Here is a 14,763-nt window from a genome sequence, read left to right as displayed (position 1 = left end):
GAATGGCAGACGCGCTAGCTTGAGGTGCTAGTGTCCTATTAACGGACGTGGGGGTTCAAGTCCCCCCTCGGACACTCTGAGTCGAGACAGACGACGAAGGCCCCGAACATCATGTTCGGGGCCTTCGTCGTTGTCGGAGACACGATCGAACCGGCGGCAACCGCTACCACTTTCGTTATCCGCCGCAGCAATTGCCGGGGCGGATGACGAACAAGCGAGCGGATACCTGTGAGGCCCGGCCCGTCGAGTACCGCGAGAGCGTCTGAAGTGCCGTTTTGGGGATCGGACGCCCCATGCGCTACTGTTTCCTCAGCGCCCGCGGGAGCGGGTTCTACCGACATGCCCCGCGTGGGCGTCGGTCCGAGTGGCGGAATGGCAGACGCGCTAGCTTGAGGTGCTAGTGTCCTATTAACGGACGTGGGGGTTCAAGTCCCCCCTCGGACACTCCGAAACCCGAAGGCCCCGAACCGAAATCGGTTCGGGGCCTTCGGCTCGTCCGGGCAGACCGCTCAGTCCCGGCGGCCTTTGCGGAAGTAGCGGATCGGTCCGAAGAAGTTCACCGCGATCGTCAGCGCCCAACGCAGCTTGCTGCCGTTGACCTTCTCGGCCGGCCGAGTCGCCAGATCGGCCCAGGCCGCCACGGCGAGCGACAACTGCACCGCCGCGAGCAGGAGCACGAGCACCTGCTGGAAGCGGCCGAGTTCCGCGAACTTCTTCTTGGACAGGAGCGAGTTCGGACTCATCTTTCCTCCGGTACCTCCGTAGGGAATGCGGACACGATCATCCTGCCCGATACGATCGGGCCCACAGCAGCACACGGAAAAAGGCAGATGAACCTCCACAGCGACACCACGGCCGAACCAGAGACAGACGGCTTCGCCCGCATCGACCCCGACGACCTGGCCACCTGCCTGCGGGTGCTCGATCAAGCGGCCGCTCTTGCCGCCGAGCATCCCGATGCGATCACCGTGCAGCGGGCCGTGGGACACATGTTCAAGAAGTTCAAGCGGCGGCGCCGCAACGAGGTCCGTAAACAGCGCGCCGACGCCGACCGTCAGGTGCTGTCCGCAACCGCCACGGCCTCTCCCACCCGCATCGACGACGAGACCGCCGGCCTGCCGCTGGCCTCGGCGAGCCGCGGCACGAGCGCGGGCACGCTGCTGCGACCGCGGCCCTGCTACGTCTGCAAGGACAAGTACACCCGGGTGGACTCCTTCTACCACCAACTGTGCCCGACCTGCGCGGAGGAGAACCACGCGAAGCGGGACGCCCGCACCGATCTGCGGGGCCGGCGCGCCCTGCTCACCGGCGGACGGGCCAAGATCGGCATGTACATCGCGCTGCGGTTGCTCCGCGACGGCGCACACACCACCGTCACCACGAGGTTCCCCAACGACGCCATCCGCCGCTTCAGCGCGATGGAGGGCAGCGGCGACTGGCTGCACCGGCTACGCATCGTCGGCATCGACCTGCGTGATCCCGCCCAGGTGGTCGCCCTCGCCGACGACCTCGCCGCGCAGGGCCCGCTGGACATCCTCATCAACAACGCGGCGCAGACGGTGCGCCGCTCCCCCGGCGCCTATTCGGCACTGGCCCAGGCGGAGGCCGATCCGTTGCCCGCCGGCCCACGCCCCGAGGTCCTGACCTTCGGCAAGCCGTCGGATGCCCACCCGGCCGCACTGGCCGGATCGCTGCCCGTCGACCTGTCGGCGCACTCGCTGACCTCGCTGGCGTTGGTGGCCGGTTCGGCGACACCCGAGCGAGTCGCGGCCGGAGTCGCCGTCGACGCCGGCGGGTTGCTGCCGGATCTCGTGCACACCAACAGCTGGGTGCAGACCGTCGGCGAGGTCGAGCCGCTCGAACTGCTCGAGGTCCAGCTGTGCAACTCGGTGGCGCCGTTCATCCTGGTCAACCGTTTGCGTCCTGCGCTTGCCGCGTCGTCGGCCCGCCGTAAGTACATCGTGAACGTCTCCGCGATGGAAGGGCAGTTCGGCGGTCGCCGTTACAAGGGCGCCGGGCATCCGCACACCAACATGGCCAAGGCGGCGCTGAACATGCTCACCCGTACCAGCGCCGAGGAGATGCTCACCGACGGCATCCTCATGACCGCCGTCGACACCGGGTGGATCACCGACGAGCGGCCGCACCACACCAAGATGCGCCTCGCCGAGGAGGGCTTCCACGCCCCGCTCGACCTCGTGGACGGCGCGGCGCGCGTGTACGACCCGATCGTGCAGGGCGAGGCCGGTACGGATCTGTACGGATGTTTCCTCAAGGACTTCCGCCCGGCGCCCTGGTGATCCGGGGAGATCGGCGCGACACGACCGGGGCGGTGGAGACCGGTTCCACACCGACCCTCGTCGCCCGGATGCCGCGTCGCGGCGATAATGGAGGACGTCGCCCGGTGCCCGCACGAGGAGAGTCATGACTGTCGCCGTCGTTCACGCCGATACCCCCGAAGGCCGGATCGCTCTCGAGGCCGCGGTGCGGGAGGCCGCCGACCGGCAGCAGTCGCTGGTGGTGCTCCATCCGCTCGACGAACCCGACGAGGTGGAGGACGTGCGGGCACAGGTGAGCGAGGTGGCGGGAGCCGACGGCTGGGAACTGCTCTCGGCCGTCCACGACGGTGATCCCGTCGGCACGACCGTCGAGTTGCTCGCGCGCAGCGGCGCGGAGCGGGTGGTCATCGGCAGCCGCGGGCGCACCGCGACCGGCAAGTTCCTCGTCGAGCGGGCGGTGCAGCGTCTGATCACCGAGTCGTCGGTGCCGGTGCTCGTCATCAAGGCGGGCTGACGCCCATCCGACTCACCGCACTGCGGGCTCTGTCCGTTCCACGGCCGAGCGTTCTACTCTGGACACATGGCGTTCCGGGTGGTCGCCGACCTCACGGCCTTCGTGCATCTGATGTTCGTGCTCTACGTCGTGTTCGGTGGTTTCCTCGCGTGGCGGTGGCGCCGCACCATCGTCGCGCATGTCGTCGCCGTGGCATGGGGAGCCGCCTCGGTGGCCGTAGGGTTCGACTGTCCGTTGACGGCAATGGAGAACTGGGCGCGCCGCAACGCCGGCCGGGAGGGTCTGCCGCCGAGCGGATTCATCGATCACTACCTGACCGGCGTGATCTACCCGGAATCCGCACTCGGGGCCGTCCGTGCCCTCGCCGCGGCCGCTGTGGTGGTGTCGTGGGTGGTGCTGTGGCACCGGATTCGTGTGACGAAGGTCGCCCCCGTGACTTACTCCTGAGTAGGGTGGGGGCATGACTGTCTCCCGGGATCTCGACATCGTCGTCTACGGCGCCACCGGCTTCGTCGGGCGCCTCACCGCCGCCTATCTCGCCGAGAATCTCCCCACCGGCGTCGCCGTCGGACTCGCAGGGCGCTCACGCACCAAACTCGAGAAGCTCGCCGCCGACCTCGGAACAGACTGGCGCCTGATCGAGGCGAACGCCGACGACCCTGCCTCACTGACGGCGCTCGCCGAATCCACGCGCGTGGTGATCACCACCGTCGGCCCCTATGCCGCGTACGGACTGCCGCTCGTGCAGGCGTGCGCCGAGGCGGGCACCGACTATGTCGACCTCACCGGCGAGGTCCTCTTCCACCGCGAGAGCATCGACCGGTTCGACGACGTGGCCCGGCGCACCGGTGCCCGCATCGTCCACTCGTGCGGTTTCGACTCCGTGCCGTCCGATCTCGGCGTCCATGCTCTCTACCGCGCCGCGGAGGCCGACGGCAACCTGCCCCTCACCGACACCACCTTCGTGCTCGGCTCCTTGCGCGGCGGGGTGAGCGGTGGAACCATCGATTCGCTCCGCAGGCAGCTCGATGCGGTCCGCAAGGATTCCACCGCCCGGAAGATCGCCGCGCGACCGTATTCTCTGTCCCCCGACCTGTCGAAGGAGCCCGATCTCGGTCGCCAGAACGATTTTGCATTCGTCGACGGCAGATCCGTCGCCCCCGGCGTCTCGGGCCGGCTGGCCCCGTTCTTCATGGCCTCCTACAACACCCGAATCGTGCGCCGCAGCAACGCGCTGCGCGACTGGGCCTACGGACGCCGGTTCCGGTACCGGGAGACCATGAGCGTCGGCTCCTCGCCGCTGTCCCCCGTCCTCGCCGGGCTCGTCGGACTCGGTACAGGCGCTCTCGCCGCCGGCCTGTCGTTCGCACCCACGCGGTTCGTCCTCGACAAGATCCTGCCCGCCCCCGGGGAGGGGCCGTCGGAGAAGACACGGGAGAACGGCTACTTCACCGTCGATCTGTATGCCTCGACCGAGTCGGGCGCCCGATACACCGCCCGCTTCGCAGCGCAGGGCGACCCGGGTTACAAGGCCACGGCCGTGATGCTCGCCGAGTCCGCTCTGTCGCTCGCGCTCGGCGGTGAGGCACTGCACGCCGGAGGCGGCGTCCTGACTCCTGCGGTGGCGTTCGGTGACGTACTGACCGAACGCCTTCGCGCGGCCGGCTTCGAGATCACCGCCCGTCGCCTCGGCTGACATCGCGCCGCGGGCCCGGACCGGACGCGCCGGGCCCGCCGAGTGCGATTCCGTCGCGAGTACGGGCTATGCTCGACCGCACCGAACGATCCGCGCGCAACGAGACCTGAGGACGAGAACATGGAAGCGACGAGTACCGAGGTGGCTCCGGCCGCTCGTCTCGCGCTCATGTCGTTCTGGCCCACCCGCCGCGGCGCCTGCTTCGATTGTCTGTGTTGCACCCCGGAGTGTCGCTGAGCGCTCTGCCGCTCGTCCATCTTCTCGGGTTCTTCCAGCTTTCGGAGCAGACATATGTTCAATTTGCTCATTTTCACGCTCGTCGGTGTGGGCGCACAGCTCGTCGACGGCGCTCTCGGCATGGCCTTCGGCGTCACCGCGACGACCCTGCTGCTGTTCAGCGGTGTCGGTCCGGCACACGCGAGCGCCGCAGTGCACCTCGCCGAGGTGGGCACCACGCTCGTATCGGGCGCATCGCACTGGCGTTTCCGCAACATCGACTGGAAGGTCGTGTTGCGGCTCGGCGTTCCCGGAGCCATCGGGGCCTTCCTCGGCGCGACGGTCCTGTCGGGACTGTCGACCGAGGCCGCCGAACCGGTGACCGCCGGCATTCTGCTGGCCATCGGTGTGTACGTCGCGCTGCGCTTCTCGGTGCGGCCCCCGGCGGTCGCGCATGCCCGTACCTCTCCGCACACCGCGAAGTTCTTGTCGCCGCTGGGTTTCTTCGGCGGGTTCATCGACGCGAGCGGCGGTGGCGGATGGGGACCGATCACCACCAGCACCCTGCTCTCCCGCGGCAAGACGGCACCGCGCACCGTGATCGGATCGGTGAGCGCGTCGGAGTTCCTCGTCGCGGTCGCGGCGAGCCTGGGTTTCCTGTTCGGGCTCGGCCACGACTCGCTCGGCAATCTCGTGATCGTCGCCGGCCTCGCTCTCGGCGGTGCCCTCGCGGCGCCGATCGCGGCCTGGCTGGTCAGTCGTGTCCCCGCAACTCTGCTCGGTACCGGCGTCGGCGGGGTCATCGTGCTGACCAACGCGCACAAGCTCGCCGGGACGTTCGGGCTCTCCGGCGCGGCACTGGCCGCGCTCTACCTCTTCATCGTCGCCACGTGGCTCACGCTGCTGATCGTGTCGTGGAAGCGTTCGCGCCTCACTCCCGCGGAGAAGAGCGGATCGCTCGAACCGTTGACGCAACCGACCCCGGTGACCTTGCTCGAAGACACCGACCGGGCCCCCTTCGCGGGCGGTCGTCCGGAGCTTCGAAACATACCCGGGCACAACGACACTCGCTTGAATTCCACCCCGTCACCATGGTCTCCCGACGAGGCATGACAACCGCTATCATGCCCGCGTGCGACAAAAGCGAATACATAAGAGTGCCTTCGTCTTCTTCACTGCCGGTGTGGCTCTGACGGCCTGCTCCTCCGAGGATTCCACGGTCGACATCCGCAATGCAGCCGATATCGGTTCTCCGACGTCCGCCGCCGCCGAATCGCCGTATCTGGTGAAGATCACACAGAACTACCCGAGTTGCGAGGCCATCGGCGCACCCCTCGAGCGCTACATCGACGGGCTGACCCCCGCCCCCGGCGGCATCGTGAGCACCCGACGGGTGAACTGTGTATGGGAGGCCGAAGCCGGTGAACCGCCCTCCGGGCTCCGTTCCGTCGCGGTCGTCGTCGAACCCGAGACCGTCACCCCCGCCACCGCCGCGAAGACCGGCCTCGTGGTGCTTCCCGACACTGCCATCGAGGCGGCCGGGGGATTCGCGCACAGCATGCCGATCAACCTGGCCGGCACCGCCTTCACCGCGACCGGCGTCGAACTTCCGCAGGCGTCGGTGTCGATCACCGTCGGCGGCCGCGACGCCGCGTCGGTCCTCGATCCGGCGGGCGGCGTGGCGGTCGCCAAACAGCTTCTCGGGCTGTAGCACCCGGTGTCGCGGCCGTCGATCGCCCCTGTGGAACCAAGATCACATACAGCTCGTACGGACGCTACGATGCGCCGTGTGAATCCCACCCGTTACGCGGTCGCATCCGCGACCCTCGCCGGCGCCCTGCTCCTCGGCGCCTGCTCCTCCGGAGACGACGCCTCGTCCGACACCGCATCGGACACCACAGCCTCGGATACTGCAACCACCGACACCGCGCCCTTCGACGCCGACACCGTCGGCGAACCGACCGGACTCCGCAGCGACATCCTCGCCCGCTTCGGTTCGTGCGACGATGTCGCGCCCGCCGTGGCCACGTACATCGAAGGTCTGACCCTGCGTTCGTCGAGCGGTGTGGACGAGTACAGCGTCTACTGCTCGTGGGAGACCCCGGACAGCGCGACGAGCCTCGACGAGATCCGGTCGGTGGAGATCGTCCTGGCTCCGGGCTCGGGCACCGTCCCGTCGGCGAGCGACCTCGAAACCGGCGGTCTCGAACTGATTCCCGACGCCGACATCGAGGCCGCCGGGGGCATCGCCTACACCATGGGACAGGCCGTCTCCGTCGCCGCCGTCTCGGTCACGCAGATCCAGCTCCCCGAGGTGGAGGTGTCGATCACGGGCGGTCAGTGGGGCGACCATCCATCGCTCGACGCCCCGACATCCGTGACCGTCGCCAAGGAACTGCTCGACCTGTAGGCCCGTCCGCGCCGATCGTGCGCAATGAGCACACCGCGCACGATCAGGACCTGGACCGCGATGTACGTGAGCCGGGAGACGAGATGAGCCGCCGCGACGATCGCGAACGCACCGAGGACGGCGACGCGATCACGCGGCGGCTCATGCGGTCAGGAGCCCTCGCCCGAAGTTCCGGGGTCGTCCACCCCGTCGAACGCATCGAGCAACCGCCGGGCGGCGAGCGCGGCGGTGAGCGATCCGTCGCGCACCCCGGACTCGACATCCTTGCGGATCGCCCGCACGCGCGGCGACGTCTCGAGGCGACGCAACAGCTGGTCGTGCACCATCGTCCACGTCCAGTCCACCTGCTGCCGACGACGGTTCTCGTCGAACATGCCCGCCTCGGTGAGCACCTTCTTGTGGTCGAGCACCGTGTTCCAGAAGGTGTCCAGACCGTTGCCGGTCATGCCGCTCATGGTGATCACCGGCGGCTTCCAGATCGCGTCGTGCGGATGCACCATCCGCATCGCGCCGGCGAGTTCGCGGGCGGCGACCCGCGCGTCGCGTTCGAACTCTCCGTCGGCCTTGTTGACGGCGACGAGATCGGCGAGTTCGAGCACGCCCTTCTTGATGCCCTGCAGCTGGTCGCCGGTACGGGCCAAGGTCAGGAAGCAGAACGTGTCGACCATGTTCGCCACGGTGACCTCGGATTGCCCGACACCGACGGTCTCGACGAGGATCACGTCGAATCCGGCGGCCTCGAGCAGCACCATCGTCTCGCGGGTGGCCTTCGCGACCCCACCGAGGGTGCCGGCCGACGGCGACGGCCGGATGTAGGCGTCCCGCTGCACCGCGAGACGCGCCATTCGCGTCTTGTCGCCGAGAATCGATCCGCCCGTGCGAGTCGACGACGGGTCGACGGCCAGCACCGCGACGCGATGGCCCTGCTCGAGCAGATACATGCCCAGCGCGTCGATGAAGGTCGACTTGCCGACCCCGGGCACACCCGTGATCCCGACACGAATTGCGTTGCCCGCCTGCGGGAGCAGGCGCAACAGCAGCTGCTGCGCCTGCTCCCGATGGTCGTCGCGGTTCGATTCGATCAACGTGATCGCCCGGGCGAGGCCGGCCCGCTCGTTGGCGAGCACGGCCCCGGCCAGGGCGTCGACGTCGACCTGACGTCGGCGGGTCTGCGCGGCGCCGACCGAGGTGTCGCTCATGCCGACGTCAGCCTCCGAGGTGGTGGCCGAGCTGCGCGGCGAGCTTGGTCAGCAGACCGCTCGCCGCATCGGCGATCACCGTGCCGGGCGGGAAGATCGCCGCCGCACCCGCCGCGTAGAGCTCGTCGAAGTCACCCGGCGGGATGACACCACCGACGACGACCATGATGTCCTCGCGGCCCACCTCGGCCAGTGCCTGCTTGAGAGCAGGGACCAGCGTGAGGTGACCCGCGGCCAACGACGACACGCCGATGACGTGCACGTCGTTGTCGGCCGCCTGCTGGGCGACCTCTTCGGGGGTCTGGAACAGCGGTCCCACGTCGACGTCGAATCCGAGGTCGGCGAAGGCCGTGGCGATCACCTTCTGGCCGCGGTCGTGACCGTCCTGGCCCATCTTCGCGACGAGGATGCGCGGGCGGCGGCCCTCCTCCTCGGCGAACTTCTCGACCAGCTCGGTCGCGGCGGTGATGTTGGTGGCCTTGCCGGCCTCGTCGCGGTACACGCCGCTGATCGTACGGATCTCGGCCTGGTGGCGGCCGAAGACCTTCTCCAGGGCATCGGAGATCTCACCGACCGTGGCCTTCGCGCGCGCCGCGTCGATGGCCAGCGCGAGCAGGTTGTTCTCGAGACCCTGGCTGTGCGCACCGGCGGCGCGGGTGAGCGCCTCGAGTGCGGCGCGGGTGGCGTCCTCGTCGCGATCGGCGCGCAGCTGCTCGAGCTTGGCGAGCTGCTCCGCCCGTACACGCGAGTTCTCGACCTTGAGGACCTCGATCTCGTGATCTTCGGTCACCTGGTACTTGTTGACGCCGATCACCGGCTGGCGACCCGAGTCGATGCGCGCCTGGGTGCGGGCGGCCGCCTCCTCGATGCGCAGCTTCGGGATACCCTCCGAAATCGCCTGTGCCATACCGCCGGCGGCCTCGACCTCAGCGATATGAGCACGCGCCTTGTTGGCGAGTTCGTGGGTGAGCCATTCGACGTAGTGCGAGCCACCCCACGGATCGATCGGCCGCGTGGTGCCCGACTCCTGCTGCAGCAGCAGCTGGGTGTTACGGGCGATCCGTGCCGAGAAGTCGGTGGGCAGTGCCAGCGCCTCGTCGAGGGCGTTGGTATGCAGCGACTGGGTGTGGCCCTGGGTCGCAGCCATCGCCTCGACGCACGTGCGCGCGACGTTGTTGAAGACGTCCTGCGCGGTGAGCGACCAGCCGGAGGTCTGCGAGTGGGTACGCAGCGACTTCGACTTCGGGTTCTTCGCACCGAACTTCTCGACGAGCTCGCTCCACAGCAGCCGGCCCGCACGCAGCTTCGCGACCTCCATGAAGAAGTTCATGCCGATCGCCCAGAAGAACGACAGGCGCGGCGCGAACTTGTCGACATCCATACCCGCGTCGAGTCCGGCGCGGATGTACTCCATGCCGTCCGCGAGGGTGTAGGCGAGCTCGAGGTCGGCCGTCGCCCCGGCTTCCTGGATGTGGTAGCCGGAGATCGAGATCGAGTTGAAGCGCGGCATCTTCGTCGATGTGTACGCGAAGATGTCGGAGATGATCCGCATCGACGGCTTCGGCGGATAGATGTACGTGTTGCGGACCATGAACTCCTTCAGAATGTCGTTCTGAATGGTTCCGGCCAACTGCTCGGGCTTGACGCCCTGTTCCTCGGCCGCCACGACGTACAGCGCCAGGATCGGCAGCACCGCGCCGTTCATGGTCATCGACACCGACACCTGCGACAGATCGATGCCGTCGAACAGCTGACGCATGTCGAGGATCGAGTCGATCGCGACACCGGCCATACCGACGTCACCCTGCACACGCGGGTGATCGGAGTCGTAGCCGCGGTGCGTGGCCAGGTCGAAGGCCACCGACAGACCCTTCTGACCGGCGGCGAGGTTGCGCCGGTAGAAGGCGTTGGACTCGGCGGCGGTGGAGAAGCCGGCGTACTGACGGATGGTCCACGGCTGGTTCACATACATCGTCGGGTACGGCCCACGCACGAACGGCGCCAGACCCGGGTAGCTGCCGAGCGGGTACCCCTCGGCGACGACTGCGTCGCGGTCGGCCTTGGTGTAGACCGGCTTGACGTCGATGCCCTCGGGCGTCGACCACACGACGTCCTCGGTGCTGTAGTTGTTCGCCTCGGCGACGGACTCGACGAGCGCGGCGGCCTGCTCCGCGGTGGGAGCGGCGGGTGCCGGCGCGACCGGGTCCGTCAACGGGACGTCGGCGAAGCTGCCGATTTCGTGTTCGATGCTCACTTACGCTCCCAGAGTGTTCAGCAGGTCGGTGAGGGCGGCGACCGCGTCGATGCGCGCGGTGAGGAAGCCGTCCGGACGATCGTCGCCCTGTGCATCCCCCACGGCCTTCTCCGGTCCGGCCAACAGCACGGTCGTGATACCCGCCGCACGCAGCGCGGCGGTGGCCGTGCCGGCCTGCTCGCCGTAGCGGGCGTCGGTGCCGCACAGCACGGCGACGGACGTTCCGGCATCGCTCACCAGCGACGACAGATCGGCATCGAGATCCAGTGGACCGGGATTGACCGCTTCGACGCCACCGGCGGCGAGCAGGTTCGCCGCGAAGGTCGCCCGCACGTTGTGTTCGGCGATCGGTCCGAGCGGGGCGAGCAGCACCCGCGGCCGGACCCCGTGCGAAGCCAGGTAGGTGTCGGAGCGGTCGCGCAGCGCCTCGAACGGCGCGGCGTAACGCGCAGCGGACGCGCCGGCCTCGGCGACACCGACCGGCAGCGGCTTCTCGGCCAGGTTCGGGAACTCGTTGACACCGGTCACCGAGAACGTGCGGTGCGCGATGTCGGACTCGCGGCGGGCACGCGTCTGCGCGATACGCTCGGCGATCAGACCAGCATCGAGAGCGGCGCGGTATCCACCGGCCGCCTCGATCTCCTGGAAGAAGCCCCATGCCTTCTCCGCGATCTGCGCGGTCAGTTCCTCGACGTACCAGGAACCGGCGGCGGGATCGAGAACGCGACCGAGGTTGGATTCCTCGAGCAGCAGCAGCTGGGTGTTGCGGGCGATCCGGGCGGAGAACGCCTCGGACACCTCGAGCACACCGGCCGGCAGTGCGGAGTCGAACGGCAGGACCGTGACGGCGTCGGCGCCACCGACACCCGCGCCGAAGGCGGCGAGGGTGGTGCGCAGCATGTTCACCCACGGATCGCGCTGGGCCATCATCGCCGCGGAGGTCACGGCGTGCTGCGGGGCGTTGCCGGCCTCGGGGGCACCGGCGACCTGGGCGACGCGCGCCCACACCTGACGACCCGCGCGGAACTTGGCGATGGTCTGGAACTGGTCGTCGGTCGCGGCGAGGCGGAACTCGAGCTGTCCGAGCGCGGTGGCGACCGGGATCCCGGCACCGACGAGCTCGCGCACGTAGTCGAGTCCGGCGGCGATCGCGGCACCGATTTCCTCGGAGTCGGACGAACCGGCGTTGTGGAAGGCCGTGCCGTCCACGGTGAGGGCGCGCACCGACTCGGTACGATCGGCGGCGGCCCGGGCCAGCTCGATGGCCTCGGCCAGGGTGACATCGGGACGCTCGGAGAACGCGCTGGTGAGCGGCGCCGCACCGAGGGAGACGCGCACGGCGGCGCGATCCTCGATGTCGGTGCGGTTGTCGAGCACGCCGTAGACGGCCGTGCTCGCCGCGACCGCGTCGGCTCCCGCATCGAGACGGAGCGGCGCGAGATCGAGAAGTACACCGTTCAGTGCGGTGTCGAGTGCGTCGACGGGGACGGCGCCGGCGCCGACTCCGAGCCACACCGAGCTGACCCCGTTGTTCAGGGCGTCGAGAATGCGCTCGTTGACCGAGGCCGCATCGGCGCCGGTGAACCGGACATCGACAAGCCATCCGCTGTTGACGTCGCGGGTGGACGAGCCGCCGCGGACGAACGGGAACTCGCCGGGCAGGGGTGCTTCGTCGCGTTCGTCGCGGACGCCGTACAGGGGCGCGACGGTGATGTCGTCGTAGGTCGTGGTCGCGAGCAGACGCTGCGGCTCGGGGCCGAGTTCGGCCGGGTCGACGCGTCGGGACTTGGCCAACACCCCCGCCACCGCGTCCTGCCACTGCGCATATGCGCGCGCGGCATCCTCGGCTTCTGCAGCTAATGACACGGGCGATTCCTCCTACTGCGGGTTTGCAGGCTTTGTACGGACGGCGTTGTCGGCCGGAGGTGGGCAACCTCGAAAAGGGTAGGTTGCCGTCGGTGTGATGCTATCCCTACACACCGTGCGGTCGTTGTGGGGATCACCACAGTTTTCCTAGCGCTCGATAATGACGTCCTCGAATGAAACGGTATCGTGCGCACTTCCCGGCTCTGCTCCGGGGGAAGCGGACGCGGCGCCCGGTAGTGTGGGCGTCCGTGACGAGGCTTGCCGCAGACCGCAGAGTGCTCGGTATCCTGGGCCTGGTGGCGGCACTCGTCGTTGCAGCTCTCGTGGTGCCACATCCGTCGATCGCCCAGATCCGGCAGTGGTCCGAATCGGTGCACGGCCCCGCCCTGGTCCTGACGTTCTTCGCTGTCCACGCGCTCGTGACGATCGCCCCGGTGCCGCGCACGGTGTTCACCCTCAGTGCCGGCGTGCTGTTCGGCAGCACTGTCGGCATCGGCGTGACGGTCGCCGCCTCCACGGTCAGCGCCGTCCTCGCGTTCGTGCTCGTGCGGGCACTCGGGCGGAAGGCCGTGGAATCGCGTCTCACGCACCCGGCGGCGAAAGCGATCGACCTGCGGCTGGCACGCCGCGGATGGCTTGCGGTCGGCTCGCTACGGCTGATCGCCGCCGCCCCGTTCTTCGTCGTGAACTGTTGTTGCGCCGTCTCGGCGGTCCGCCTCGTGCCCTACACGCTCGCCACGGTCGTGGGCATCCTGCCGGGCACTGTAGCGGTCGTGCTCCTCGGCGACGCTCTCACCGGGCAGACCGATCCGCGGCTGATGGTGATCACGGGCGTATGCATCGCGCTCGGTGTGGCGGGATTGCTCCTCGAAGCGCGCCTACCCGTACCGGCGGGCTCCGCGCTCGATGCCGCCGGTACGGCAGCACCCACCACGAGGTCAAGCATGGAGGCTTGATTTTCAGAGGTCAAGGCTCCACGATTGACCAATGTTCGTGCTCACCGTCGATCAGCGCGGAAGCCGGCGAGACGTGGATCGGGTCGAGGACCTGCTCATGGCCCTCGACGACCTGCCGTTGGTCCGCCGGTTCGATCGCACCGCAGGCGACGAGGTCCAGGCCGTCGCCGATGATCCCGCCCTCGTCGTCGATCTCGTCCTCGAGCTGCTCCGCCGGGAACACTGGAGCATCGGGGTGGGGATCGGCGCGGTGGAGACCCCCCTGCCCGAACAGACCCGAGCGGGTCGCGGGCGCGCGTTCGAACACGCCCGCACCGCGGTCGAACGGGCCAAGAACGCCCCTGGGCAGGTCGCGGCCGAGGGCGACGACACCGCGGCCACCGCAGATGTCGATGCCGCGCTCACCCTGCTCGCCACCGTCGTCCTGCGCCGGTCCGAACAGGGGCATCAGGCGATCGTCCTGGCCCGAGAGGGCCTGTCGCAGGCACGGATAGCCGAACACCTCGGCATCAGCAAGCAAGCGGTATCCCAGCGCCTCGCCACCGCCGGATGGCAGGCCGAACTGGCCGGGCGCGAACTCGTGCGCCGACTCCTGGAAAGGGCCGACCGTTGACCGTCCTCTCACTGATGTGCCTGGCCGTCGCCGCCCTCGCACCCGCGCTCGCCCTGCGGCCGAGCCTGCCGGTGTGGCCGACCGCGTCGCTGAGCATTGCGGGTCTCGCCGGTTCCGCACTCGCCGCCACCGCGACCACACCGGTTCAGGGCGTCGCACTCGCGGCAACACTCGTTCTCACGGCGACGGCTGCGATCACCGGAGGTGGGCCCGCCGTCCTCGTCGCGTTCCGGATCGCTCGCCGGCAACCCGACGCCGGTCCCGCTCCCACTCCTCCCCCGGGTCCGCTGCGCGGCGGCCGCGTCATCGGAGTTCTCGAACGTGGGGCCGTCACCGCCTCGATCCTCGCCGGGTGGCCGGAGGGGATCGCCGTCGTCATGGCCGTCAAAGGCCTCGCCCGCTATCCCGAACTGCGCGAGCCGAACGCTTCGGAACAGTTCATCATCGGCACGTCCACGTCGGTGCTGTGGGCGGTCGCGGTGTGCGGCGTCGGTCAGGCACTGATCACCTGACCGTCGACTCTTCGCGTCAGATCTTCTGCAGCGCACTTCCCTTGTGCATCGCGACGTGATCCGTCTTGTCGCTCCGGATCTCGTACTGCGGCTCGTCTTCACTGCACCGCCGCATGCGTCCTTTGAATTCCACGTCTTTCGTGTGCTTGTCGATGATCACACCTTCGACATATCCGGCTTCCGAATTCCATCGGACGTGGTCACCGACGGAGAAGTGGGTCGTCATGTCTTCGTCCTCCCGATCGGCC

General features: G+C 68.7%; 15 protein-coding genes and 1 tRNA gene. 11 read left to right on the top strand and 5 right to left on the bottom strand.

Annotated features, from left to right (window positions below; translation table 11 throughout):
* The first annotated feature begins 358 nt into the window (after positions 1-358).
* Positions 359-444: transfer RNA gene (locus tag EQ874_RS10940), tRNA-Leu, on the top strand.
* Positions 445-509: 65 nt separating this feature from the next.
* Here the strand turns inward: EQ874_RS10940 and EQ874_RS10935 are convergent.
* Complete coding sequence (locus EQ874_RS10935) at positions 510-743, bottom strand: PLDc N-terminal domain-containing protein (RefSeq protein WP_064064859.1); 234 nt, start codon at positions 741-743, stop codon at positions 510-512.
* A gap of 87 nt (positions 744-830) precedes the next feature.
* Here EQ874_RS10935 and EQ874_RS10930 point away from each other — a divergent pair, with 87 nt between their 5' ends.
* The 7 genes from EQ874_RS10930 to EQ874_RS10900 all read left to right on the top strand — a co-directional run bounded on the left by EQ874_RS10930 (position 831) and on the right by EQ874_RS10900 (position 7,115).
* On the top strand, positions 831-2,300 hold the full coding sequence (locus tag EQ874_RS10930) for an SDR family NAD(P)-dependent oxidoreductase (RefSeq protein WP_129976745.1): 1,470 nt from the start codon (positions 831-833) through the stop codon (positions 2,298-2,300).
* A 124-nt stretch (positions 2,301-2,424) separates the two neighbouring features.
* Complete coding sequence (locus tag EQ874_RS10925) at positions 2,425-2,793, top strand: universal stress protein (RefSeq protein ID WP_064064861.1); 369 nt, start codon at positions 2,425-2,427, stop codon at positions 2,791-2,793.
* Positions 2,794-2,859: 66 nt separating this feature from the next.
* Positions 2,860-3,240, top strand: a complete 381-nt coding sequence (locus EQ874_RS10920; RefSeq protein ID WP_129976744.1) for a DUF2784 domain-containing protein — start codon at positions 2,860-2,862, stop codon at positions 3,238-3,240.
* 13 nt (positions 3,241-3,253) lie between these two features.
* Positions 3,254-4,489 carry a saccharopine dehydrogenase NADP-binding domain-containing protein gene (locus tag EQ874_RS10915; RefSeq protein WP_129976743.1) on the top strand — a complete coding sequence of 412 codons (1,236 nt, stop codon included), beginning with the start codon at positions 3,254-3,256 and terminating at the stop codon, positions 4,487-4,489.
* Between the two features lie 291 nt (positions 4,490-4,780).
* Positions 4,781-5,818, top strand: coding sequence for a sulfite exporter TauE/SafE family protein (locus EQ874_RS10910; protein ID WP_129976742.1), 1,038 nt, complete (start codon positions 4,781-4,783; stop codon positions 5,816-5,818).
* 19 nt (positions 5,819-5,837) lie between these two features.
* Complete coding sequence (locus EQ874_RS10905) at positions 5,838-6,416, top strand: hypothetical protein (RefSeq protein WP_129976741.1); 579 nt, start codon at positions 5,838-5,840, stop codon at positions 6,414-6,416.
* A gap of 69 nt (positions 6,417-6,485) precedes the next feature.
* A complete protein-coding gene (locus EQ874_RS10900) occupies positions 6,486-7,115 on the top strand; it encodes a hypothetical protein (protein ID WP_129976740.1) in 630 nt (209 codons plus the stop codon).
* Between the two features lie 149 nt (positions 7,116-7,264).
* Here the strand turns inward: EQ874_RS10900 and meaB are convergent, their stop codons facing one another.
* The 3 genes from meaB to EQ874_RS10880 are packed head-to-tail and all read right to left on the bottom strand — an operon-like array spanning position 7,265 to position 12,434.
* Positions 7,265-8,314, bottom strand: coding sequence for a methylmalonyl Co-A mutase-associated GTPase MeaB (meaB, locus tag EQ874_RS10890; protein WP_016934943.1), 1,050 nt, complete (start codon positions 8,312-8,314; stop codon positions 7,265-7,267).
* A gap of 7 nt (positions 8,315-8,321) precedes the next feature.
* Positions 8,322-10,568 carry a methylmalonyl-CoA mutase gene (gene scpA / locus EQ874_RS10885; RefSeq protein WP_129976739.1) on the bottom strand — a complete coding sequence of 749 codons (2,247 nt, stop codon included), beginning with the start codon at positions 10,566-10,568 and terminating at the stop codon, positions 8,322-8,324.
* Positions 10,569-12,434, bottom strand: a complete 1,866-nt coding sequence (locus EQ874_RS10880) for a methylmalonyl-CoA mutase family protein (RefSeq protein WP_129976738.1) — start codon at positions 12,432-12,434, stop codon at positions 10,569-10,571.
* A gap of 275 nt (positions 12,435-12,709) precedes the next feature.
* Here EQ874_RS10880 and EQ874_RS10875 point away from each other — a divergent pair, with 275 nt between their 5' ends.
* From EQ874_RS10875 to EQ874_RS10865, 3 genes are read left to right on the top strand one after another with little or no spacing between them, the layout of a single operon-like run.
* Positions 12,710-13,390 (top strand): TVP38/TMEM64 family protein, encoded by a 681-nt coding sequence (locus EQ874_RS10875; protein WP_129976925.1) that lies wholly within the window; start codon positions 12,710-12,712, stop codon positions 13,388-13,390.
* Between the two features lie 31 nt (positions 13,391-13,421).
* The gene (locus EQ874_RS10870; RefSeq protein WP_064064870.1) at positions 13,422-14,003 is read left to right on the top strand and encodes a helix-turn-helix domain-containing protein; all 582 of its coding nucleotides are present in this window, start codon (positions 13,422-13,424) and stop codon (positions 14,001-14,003) included.
* On the top strand, positions 14,000-14,515 hold the full coding sequence (locus tag EQ874_RS10865) for a hypothetical protein (protein WP_129976737.1): 516 nt from the start codon (positions 14,000-14,002) through the stop codon (positions 14,513-14,515). Before EQ874_RS10870 ends, EQ874_RS10865 begins: the two co-directional genes overlap by 4 nt.
* 16 nt (positions 14,516-14,531) lie before the next feature.
* Here the strand turns inward: EQ874_RS10865 and EQ874_RS10860 are convergent, their stop codons facing one another.
* Positions 14,532-14,741, bottom strand: a complete 210-nt coding sequence (locus EQ874_RS10860) for a DUF2945 domain-containing protein (protein ID WP_064064872.1) — start codon at positions 14,739-14,741, stop codon at positions 14,532-14,534.
* Positions 14,742-14,763: the final 22 nt, after the last annotated feature.

The sequence above is a fragment of the Rhodococcus sp. Q1 genome, assembly GCF_004153645.1.
Classification (GTDB): domain Bacteria; phylum Actinomycetota; class Actinomycetes; order Mycobacteriales; family Mycobacteriaceae; genus Rhodococcus; species Rhodococcus gordoniae.
The sequence above is the reverse complement of the archived record's forward strand: the minus strand, read 5'-3'. Positions and strand labels throughout refer to the sequence as shown.